Origin of the sequence: Streptomyces sp. NPDC001027, from assembly GCF_040299045.1 — a bacterium.
In the GTDB taxonomy this organism is placed as follows: domain Bacteria; phylum Actinomycetota; class Actinomycetes; order Streptomycetales; family Streptomycetaceae; genus Streptomyces.
The window spans coordinates 1-8,271 of the sequence record NZ_JBEPBI010000301.1; the positions used below are offsets into that span (position 1 = coordinate 1).

An 8,271-nucleotide genomic window follows, 5' to 3' on the forward strand; every position below is an offset into this window, starting at 1 on the left:
GGCGTCGGTGGGCATCATCGGCGCCAACGGCGCGGGCAAGACCTCCACCCTCAAAGCCCTCATGGGACTGGTACCGCGCGGCGGCGGAAGCATCACGCTGGGCGAGCGCGACCTGACCCGCGTGCGGGCCCGCGACATGGTGCGCCACGGCATCGGCTACGTACCGGAGGGCCGGCATGTGTTCCCCGGCCTGACCGTGGAGAAGAACCTGCTGCTCGGCGCGTACGCCCGCCGCTGGGACGCCGAGACCCGGGCCACGCTGGCGGATGTCCACGAACTGTTCCCGGTGCTGGGCGAGATGGGCCAGCGGCTGGCCGGTGCGCTCTCCGGCGGGCAGCAGCAGATGCTCTCCATCGGCCGGGCCCTGATGGCCCGGCCGCGCATCCTGCTGCTCGACGAACCGTCCATGGGGCTCTCGCCCAAGCTCGTCGGCGAGATCCTCAGCGCGCTGAAACGGCTGCGCGAAGAGGGGATGAGCCTTCTCCTCGTGGAGCAGAACGCCAAACTCACCTTCGGCGCGACGAGTCACTGCCTGGTCATGGAGAACGGCAGCGTCGCCATGACCGGAACCTCCGAGGAACTCAGCCGGGACGTCCGGGTGCGCCAGATCTACCTCGGCCTTTGACCGGCTCACGGAAGGGCGCGCGGCAATGTCCCAGGACTCGTATCTCATCGGCCTGATCGGCTCCGGCATAGGCACGTCGCTCAGCCCCGCACTCCACGAACGCGAGGCCGACCGGCACGGCCTGCGTTACCTCTACCGCCTGATCGACCTCGACACCCTCGGCACCGCCCCCGAAAAGGTGGGTGAACTGCTCGACGGCGCCCAGGACACGGGCTTCACCGGTCTCAACATCACCCACCCCTGCAAGCAACTCGTCATCGATCACCTCGATGCTCTCTCCGAGCAGGCCGAGGCGGTCGGTGCGGTCAACACCGTCGTCTTCGAAGAAGGGCGGGCGACCGGCCACAACACGGACGTCACCGGGTTCGGGGCCTCGTTCGCCCGCTCACTGCCCGAAGCCCGCCTGGAGCGGGTCGTATTGCTCGGCGCCGGAGGAGCCGGGGCGGCCGTCGCCCACACGGTGCTCGCCCGCGGCGCAGGACACCTCACAGTCCTCGACCCGCAGGCCCACCGTGCAACCGGTCTCGCGGCCTCGCTGACTCGGCACCACGGCACAGGGCGCGCGTCCGCGGAAACGCTGGACCGTCTCCCCGCACTGCTGGCCCGTGCGGACGGCCTCCTGCACGCCACGCCCACCGGAATGGCCGCGCACCCGGGCCTCCCCCTTCCGGCCGAACTGCTGCACTCCCGACTGTGGGTCGCCGACGTCGTCTACCGACCGCTGGAAACCACGCTGCTGCGCACCGCCCGCGAACACGGCTGCACAGTCCTCGACGGTCTCGGCATGGTCGTCTTCCAGGCCGCCGATGCCTTTCAGCTGTTCACCGGCAGGCAGCCGGACACCGCACGGATGCTCGCCGATGCCGACGAACTGGCCCACATGTCCGAAGCCGAAGCGACGTGAGCGGACGCGAACGAAGGCGACACGACCGAGCGACACGAATGAAGGAGTACCGCAGCGTCCGCAATCTCGGCCCGGCCAGGCGAGCCCGCCGGAGCGCGCGTGGTGCGGCGGATGGATCAGGCTGGCTTGCCCGCTCCCGCGGCAGCCACCAGGTTCGTTCGAAGGCGAAGGGTAACTGCCGGGCCAGCTCGCCGAGATGTCCCGGAGCGAACACGCGGTCGGCGATGGTGATGGTCGACGCGAGCCTGACGGTGGAACACGGAGCGGGCAACGGGTCTCCTTCGAGCGGGAGGACCTTGGTCGGCTGCTTCGCCCTGCCAGAACCCGTTTCATGACCTGGGCTTCCCCGAAACCTCGATCCCGTTGACAGTCCCCACGGTCACCGTGACCGGGGACTCCCGGTCCGTCAAGGGTCCGTCAAGGGAGCCGAGACGGTGGGCCAGGACAGCAGGGGTTCGACCGCGGCAAGTCGATCCACGGGAGGAAGCGGCACCTGGCGGTCGACATGCGCGGAATGGCACTGACCGTCATGGTCACCCGGGCCTCGCCGCACGACAGCATCCCGGCCCGCGACCAGCTGTTCCGCCTGCGCCTGACTCATCACAACTCGCCGTCGCCTGAGCAGACTCCGCCTATGGCGGACCCTTCGTCGACTGGTCCCACTGCTTCCTCGGGATCACTCTCAAGACAGTGCCCCGCCGAGAAGACCAGGAGGCTTCCCCAAGCGATGGCGTGTCGAGCGGGCGATCTCTTGGACCGAGCACTCCGTACGGGAGATGAGCGGCGACCAGCCCGTCACCAACTACCGCGAAATCAACTGGCCGGAAGTCCGCCGCCATCGTCGCGGAGGCCTCCCGCCGCTACCTGCTCGCCCGGTTGTTCCCCGTCGGACTCTTGCTCGGCGACATGTCGCACGCGTCCGACGACCTTGTGTGGGCGATTTGAGCTTCTCTGCGACTGCGTCTTGGAGAAGCTCATACAACGTCGACTGCTGTCAGGACAGCGGCGAAGTCTGCGATATCGAGCAGGGCGGTGGTCGCGACAGGTGCTCGCTTAGTGGGATTTCGTTAGATTTGTCTTTATCTTGGTGTCGTGGGTGTCCTGCTGGGCAGAGGCTGTTGGCAGGTGGTGCAGATGCCGGTCCAGCACCTCAGGGTGTTCTGGAGGGTGTCGAGGACCTGGTAGAGGGTGAGACCGGTCCGGGGACTTTTGGGGCCAGGCGTTGTTCGGTCAGGAAGGCGTGGGCGGCGGTCACGAGGGTGATGTGGTGGTGCCAGCCCGGCCAGGAGCGGCCTTCGAAGTGGTCCAGGCCCAGGCCGTGTTTGAGTTCGCGGTAGTCGTGCTCGATGCGCCAGCGGATCTTGGCCAGCCGGACCAGGTCGGTGAGCGGGATGTCGGCCGGCAGGTTGGACAGCCAGTAGTCGGTAGGGGCCTCGGCGTCTTCGGGCCATTCGACCAACAGCCAGCAGTCGGGCAGGAAGCCGTCCCACCAGCCCTGTTCGGCTGAGGCCGCGGCTTTGACCGGGCGCTCGACGGCTTTGCCTGCCGGACGGACACGTGTGGCGGCGAAGCGGGAACGTAACTCTCCTCGCGTGCCTTGCCGCCAGGCGAGGGTGGTGAAGGCCTCTCGCTCGAGTCCCTTGGCAAGGGCTGCCACTGAGGGTGCCCGGTGTCGGTAGCGGGGCTGGGGCCAGCAGCCGACCGGCCCGTTGCGGGCCGGGGCCTCAGGTTCCGCGTCGAACGGGTGGGCCGTCACTGAGCTTGTTCCGCTTTGACGGACACCATCGGTGTGGTGGTCAGGCTGCGAGTGCGGTCTCGTATTCGACGGGACTTCGGTAACCGAGGCTGCTGTGCAGACGGTGCAAGTTGTACCAGCCCTCGACGAAATCGAAGATCGCGGTGCGGGCCGCGGCCCGGCTGGGCCAGGAGCTGGCGTCGAGCAGCTCCCTCTTGATGGTGGCGAAGAACGACTCGGCGAGCGCGTTGTCCCAGCACTGGCCGGTGCGCCCGACCGACAGATGCACTTCCAACTTATCTGCGAGCGTGGCGAGTTGGCGACTGGTGTACTGGCAGCCGCGGTCCGAGTGAAAGATCACCGGACCGGTGGGGCGGCGCTTTCGGTAGGCGGCCGTGAGGGCATCGGCGACCAGATCGGTCCTCAGGTGGTCGGCCGTCGTCCAGCCGACCACGCGACGGGAGGCGATGTCGATGACGGTGGCCAGATAGAGCCAGCCCTCGTCCGTGGCGATGTACGTGATGTCGCCGCACCATCGGGCATCCAGGCCGGCAGGGTCGGGCTGGAAGTCGCGGAGGACGAGATCGGGCCGCAGGGCAGCTCGTGGATCGGGGATCGTCGTCAGGTGCCGTCGTCTGCGATGCCTGCCTTGCAGGCCGGCAGCCCGCATCAGCCGCGCGACACGTCGGCGGCCGCATCCGGCGCCTGCCCGCTTCAGCACGGCATGGACGCGCGGGGCGCCGTAGGTTCCCCGCGACCTCGTGTGAACTTCGGCGATCTGTTGCGCCAACTCGGCGTCACGGACCGCGTGGGGACCAGGCTGGGCAACGCGGCGGGCATAAAGGGCGGTCCGGGAGACCTTCAGCAGCTCACACGCTCGCTTGACGCTGTGACCTGCACGCTTCTCCGCCTCGATGAACGGGTGGACCGTCACCGGGTCTCCTTCGCGAAGAAAGCCGTCGCACGCGTGAGGACCTCGACGTCCTCACGCAGACGGCGGTTCTCCCGCCGCAGCGCGGCCAGTTCCTCACGTTCACTGTTGGTCAGACCGTCGCGCTCGCCCGCATCGACCTCGGCCTGGCTGACCCACAGCCGCACCGCGGTCTCGGTCAGGTCGAAGTCCTTGGCGATCTGGCCGACCGAGCGGTCACCGCGTCGGCACAGCTCGACGATCTCCGCCTTGAACTCCGGCGTGAACGAACGGCGAGGCCGAGGCTTCTTCTTCCCCATGCTCTCCATGATGGACATCCTCCCGGGGCAGAACCCCTGATCTCGAATGTCCGTCAAAGCGGATCAAGCCCATCACATCGGCCCGGATGGCGAGCATGTAGGCGAGTTGGCGGTCGTCGAGTGCGGCCCGCAGATGTGCGTTGGTGCCGTAGGCGGCGTCGGCCACCACCGAGGGCGGCGTCATACCCCAGTCGGCGAGGGCGTCGAGCATGTCCAACGCCAGGCGTCACTTCTCGCGGTGTGTGACCTCGGGCGGGATGACGGTCTTGGCTCGGCGGTCGTTGTCCAAGGCCCATTCCTCGGGCAGGAACAGCCGCCACTGCAGCGGGCACGAGGCGGTGTCACTCGCCGCGTGGACACTGACGGCGACCTGGCAGTTGGCGCGTTTGCCCAAGGCTCCGCAGTGCTGCGGAGCCACTGCGACCGACATCTGGCCGTCCTTGGGTACCGACACATCGTCGATCACCCAGGCGGCCGGGGTGACCAGCGGCAGCAGGCGTTCGTTGATCCGCCGCTGCACCGGCACCGGATCCCAGGTGGACTGGTTCACGAACTGCTGGAGGTTCTGCTCGTTGCCGTCCGGCAGCCGGGAGGCCATCGCCTGGATCGGGCCGTCCAGCATCAGTCCCCGCAGATAGCAGTCGCCCTTGGCCCGCTGGTCCTTGCGCGGCACCGAGGCGAATACATCCGCCACGAACAACGCCAACACCGCCCGGACACGGTTCACTTCATGTGCATCCACCCATCCAACCTGCTCCTGATCAGGACCATCCGGAAGAGCTAACGGAGTCCTAATAGTGACTCCAGCAGGTGTTGTAGGTCGGATTGGGCCAAAGCCCGCGGGCCTGTTGCTGGGGGGTGTCTGCCGCCTAGCGAGTACACAGAGTGATGGGAGGCGGGGGCACCGGCTCGTAGTGTGCCGGGATCCGTAGCGCGACCTGAGGTCGCGGCGGCTATGAGTGGCAGCGGTGAAGCTCCGGGGTGCTGCTGAGGCCATCGACGTGCGTGACCTGGGGAACGTGCCGTTGCCGGTCGCCCGGCATCAGACCGCGCGGGGCAGCGCGGGCGGCATCATGATCAGGACGTCCTCCGGTGTGCCGGACTCCGTCGACGTCATGTTCTTCGACGGGCAGGGCCGATCTGCCGCAGGCCGGTCAGCGGAAGCTGGACGGGATCTTCGCGCGGCCGGCACGGGCGTCTGAGCGGCCGCCATATACCGGGTGGGCGCGGCGGCCGTGGGTGGGATCGGTTCCTGGTTTGAGTCAGTCAGCCCGGAGCAGGGTGTGCAGCTCGGTGGTGTCGATCATGTGGGCCCGTGAGGGAAGGACATGGTGGATCAGGACGTTGTGGACTTCGGTGTCTGGGTCGGCCACGCCGTCGGACAGGACGTAGAGCTGGTAGTCGCGGTCGGCCGCGTCGATGACGGTGGACAGGACGGCGCCGCTTGTGCTGACGCCGGAGACGACCAGAGTGGTGATGCCGCGCTCGCGTAGCTGCTGGTCGAGGTCGGTGGTGGACATGCCGCCGTAGCGGATCTTGCGCACGACGATGTCGCCGTCCTGGGGAGCCAGGCGCTCGTGGATGGCGGTGGCAGGGTCCTCGTGGTGCATGACGCGGTGTTGGGCCAGCGGGGCGAAGGACTTATTGGAGGCCGGGATCGCGTCCCAGTCGGCATCGGTGAAGCCGACGCGTACGTAGGCGATGGTGCCGCCATGTGCGCGAACGTCGGCGATGGCCCCTTCCACACGACCGAGCAGGGCGTTTCGGTCCTCGCCTTCGGGCACAAAGGCCAGGATCGCGGGCTGGTAGTCCATGACGAGAAGAGCGGTATGGGTGGGGTCAAGCACGGGGGAAGTGTTCACGCGAGTTCTCCTTAAACGGTGGTGTGCCAGGTCGACGCGGACACGCACCGGCGGACCGGCTGTGGCCTGCGGGTGGCAAGTTGTGGTGCCTCATGAGTGGCTGCGGGACAGTTCCGGCTCGTGCTGCGACATCTGGTCGCGTCGGGGAAGCAGGAGCGGGGTGGCCAGAATGAGCAGTCCCGCGACTGTGAGAGCGGTGCGTGCGCTGGTGACGTCGGCGAGCAGCCCGGCGAGTGCGGTGAGGACGGCGATGGACGCCTGCTGGCCGATCGACCAGGCCGACAGGGTGCGGGCGACGAGATGCTTGGGGGTGTGTTCGAGCCGATAGGTGGCGAGCACCGGGCTGTACAGGCTCATGTTGATGATGATGGCCAGCTCGACGGCCATCACGGTGACGAGTCCGACGACGCCGGGACGGACAAAGGCCAGGCCGATCAGCCAGATGGCGCGCAGGGTGCCGACGGTCCGGAAGACCCAGTGCCGGCCGAAGCGTGCCACGACACGGCGGGCCAGCCGGGAGCCGATGAGTCCGCCGAGGCATGGAGCGGCGAAGGCGAGGGCGTACTGCCAGGGTGGGAACCCGAGCTGGCGAAGCAGGAGCACGGCCAGCAGCGGCTCGGTGGCCATGATCAGACCGCCGACGAGCATTTGGTTGAGGTAGAGCGGCCGCAGACCGGGGTGGCCCAGGATGTGACGCCAGCCGTCGAGCAGTGCGCCCGCCCGGACCGGGCCCTTGTCGGTCGTTCGCGGTGCTTCTTCCTGGCCGCGGATCGCGGTGATACCCAGCGCGGAGAGCAGGTAGCTGAGCGCGTCGGCCACCACGGTGGTGACCGGCCCGAACAGGCCGATCGCCGCACCGCCCAGTGGTGGCCCCACTGCGATGGAGCTCCAGTTCGTGGACTCGAACCGTGCGTTGGCGACGAGCAGGTCATCCGGTCGGACGAGGGCCTTGAGGTAGGCGCCGCTGGCCGCGTTGAAGGCGATCTTGGCTGCGGCGACCACGGCCGAGACCACGAGCAGTTGGACGAAACTGAGCCATCCGAAGGCGTAGGCGACGGGGATTGTCGCCATGGCCGCAAACCGGGCCAGGTCCATCATGATCATGACCGGGCGCTTGCGCCGGAACTCCACCCACGGCGCGAGCGGCACCGCGATCAGCGCACCCACCGCAGGCCCCACCGCGGACAGCGCAGACACCTCAGCGGGTCCGGCATGCAGCACCAGCACGGCGATCAGCGGCAACGCCCCGAACCCCAGACCGGACCCATATGCGCTCACCGCATATGACGCCCACAGCCAGCCGAACTGCCGGCCCAACCGTCTCCTGCCCACCATGCTCAGCGCACTCCCCTTGAGGTCCGACCCGAACAAACTGACGTTGACCGATGAGAGATAAGCGGGCAGGACAACAGCAGGTCAAACAACTGACTCGCCAGCAATCCACAACAATCAGTTGTTCACTAAGGTGGGTCGGTATGGATCTCGAAGCAGTACGTACCTTTGTTGCTGTCGCGGAAGCGGGCCAGTTCCAGAAAGCCGCCGACGACCTTTCGGTCACCCAGCAGGCCGTCTCCAAGCGCATCGCCACGCTGGAGCGCACCCTCGGCGTGCGGTTGTTCACCCGTGCCGCACGCGGCGCTGAGCTCACCATCGATGGGCAGGCGTTCCTGCCCCACGCACGCGAGCTGCTGCGCGTCGCCGAGCGCGCGGGCGCGTCCGTGCGCCCCGGCCGCCGTCCGCTGCGTGTCGACGTGCTCGCCTGGCGCAGCGCGCAGTCGGGCCTGATGCGCGGCTTCCACCGGGCACACCCCGAGATCGACCTAGTGTGATGCGCCTGAAATGGCGACTCTAAATCTGTATGCTTTTTTCATGGCGTCTCGGGGTCCTCGTGCTGTCGAAGTCGTGCTGTCCGTCG

Annotated in this window: 6 protein-coding genes and 5 pseudogenes; 5 read left to right on the plus strand and 6 right to left on the minus strand. The window is 67.8% G+C overall.

The annotated features are described in order from the left end of the window. From ABT300_RS38665 to ABT300_RS38675, 3 genes and pseudogenes are all read left to right on the plus strand, one after another. The coding region (locus ABT300_RS38665) for an ABC transporter ATP-binding protein (RefSeq protein WP_351686270.1) at positions 1–625 on the plus strand (625 nt) is incomplete at its 5' end. Between the two features lie 25 nt (positions 626–650). Beyond that, positions 651–1,529, plus strand: coding sequence for a shikimate dehydrogenase (locus ABT300_RS38670; RefSeq protein WP_351686273.1), 879 nt, complete (start codon positions 651–653; stop codon positions 1,527–1,529). Positions 1,530–1,980: 451 nt separating this feature from the next. Continuing rightward, positions 1,981–2,586 (plus strand): annotated as a pseudogene (locus tag ABT300_RS38675) (hypothetical protein); the annotation flags it as partial. Positions 2,587–2,679: 93 nt separating this feature from the next. On the opposite strand, the pseudogene ABT300_RS38680 reads toward ABT300_RS38675, so the two are convergent. From ABT300_RS38680 to ABT300_RS38695, 4 genes and pseudogenes are all read right to left on the minus strand, one after another. Beyond that, positions 2,680–3,291: pseudogene (locus ABT300_RS38680) on the minus strand (IS701 family transposase); the annotation flags it as partial. A 34-nt stretch (positions 3,292–3,325) separates the two neighbouring features. Beyond that, positions 3,326–4,198, minus strand: coding sequence for an IS3 family transposase (locus tag ABT300_RS38685; RefSeq protein WP_351686276.1), 873 nt, complete (start codon positions 4,196–4,198; stop codon positions 3,326–3,328). Then, positions 4,195–4,503 (minus strand): transposase, encoded by a 309-nt coding sequence (locus ABT300_RS38690; RefSeq protein WP_351686279.1) that lies wholly within the window; start codon positions 4,501–4,503, stop codon positions 4,195–4,197. Before ABT300_RS38690 ends, ABT300_RS38685 begins: the two co-directional genes overlap by 4 nt. A gap of 64 nt (positions 4,504–4,567) precedes the next feature. Continuing rightward, positions 4,568–5,236, minus strand: a pseudogene (locus ABT300_RS38695) (IS701 family transposase); the annotation flags it as partial. A gap of 244 nt (positions 5,237–5,480) precedes the next feature. On the opposite strand from ABT300_RS38695, the pseudogene ABT300_RS38700 reads away from it, so the two are divergent. Further along, positions 5,481–5,679, plus strand: a pseudogene (locus ABT300_RS38700) (hypothetical protein); the annotation flags it as partial. Positions 5,680–5,756: 77 nt separating this feature from the next. On the opposite strand, the gene ABT300_RS38705 reads toward ABT300_RS38700, so the two are convergent. Together ABT300_RS38705 and ABT300_RS38710 are read right to left on the minus strand one after the other, a co-directional pair. Further along, on the minus strand, positions 5,757–6,356 hold the full coding sequence (locus tag ABT300_RS38705; RefSeq protein WP_351686282.1) for a cysteine hydrolase family protein: 600 nt from the start codon (positions 6,354–6,356) through the stop codon (positions 5,757–5,759). Positions 6,357–6,446: 90 nt separating this feature from the next. After that, on the minus strand, positions 6,447–7,691 hold the full coding sequence (locus tag ABT300_RS38710; RefSeq protein WP_351686284.1) for an MFS transporter: 1,245 nt from the start codon (positions 7,689–7,691) through the stop codon (positions 6,447–6,449). A 140-nt stretch (positions 7,692–7,831) separates the two neighbouring features. Here ABT300_RS38710 and ABT300_RS38715 point away from each other — a divergent pair. Then, positions 7,832–8,179, plus strand: a pseudogene (locus tag ABT300_RS38715) (LysR family transcriptional regulator); the annotation flags it as partial. Positions 8,180–8,271 lie beyond the last annotated feature (92 nt).

Excerpts from the sequence above, each read along its gene's own strand:
- ABT300_RS38670 (WP_351686273.1), top strand. The coding sequence starts at position 651 with ATGTCCCAGGACTCGTATCTCATCGGCCTGATCGGCTCCGGCATAGGC.
- ABT300_RS38690 (WP_351686279.1), bottom strand. The coding sequence starts at position 4,503 with ATGGAGAGCATGGGGAAGAAGAAGCCTCGGCCTCGCCGTTCGTTCACG.
- ABT300_RS38710 (WP_351686284.1), bottom strand. The coding sequence starts at position 7,691 with ATGGTGGGCAGGAGACGGTTGGGCCGGCAGTTCGGCTGGCTGTGGGCG.